The sequence below is a fragment of the Polaribacter sargassicola genome (genome assembly GCF_021991835.1).
Classification (GTDB): Bacteria; Bacteroidota; Bacteroidia; order Flavobacteriales; family Flavobacteriaceae; genus Polaribacter; species Polaribacter sargassicola.
In genome coordinates this window covers 1-282 of the sequence record NZ_JAHDAU010000227.1, presented here as the reverse complement: position 1 = coordinate 282, position 282 = coordinate 1, and the positions used below count along the sequence as shown (strand labels likewise).

General features: G+C 27.7%; 1 pseudogene. It reads left to right on the top strand.

Going from position 1 to position 282, the window contains the following annotated elements:
• A pseudogene (locus KI686_RS17715) lies at positions 1–282 on the top strand (MBOAT family O-acyltransferase); the annotation flags it as partial.

Below are 282 nucleotides of genomic sequence, written 5' to 3'. Positions count from 1 at the left end.
ATTTTATAACTGCTTTTTCCTTTTTTGGATCAGAAATACAAGCAAACACATTAAACATAATTTTACCTGTGGGTATTAGTTTTTATACTTTTCAAACATTAAGTTATAGTATTGATGTTTATAAAAGAAAATTAGAAGCTACAGATAATTTTATTGCATTTACAGCCTTTGTCAGTTTTTTTCCTCAATTAGTAGCAGGCCCAATAGAAAGAGCTTCACATTTATTACCACAGTTTTATATAAAACGTAAATTTGATTATAACAAAGCAGTTGACGGAATGC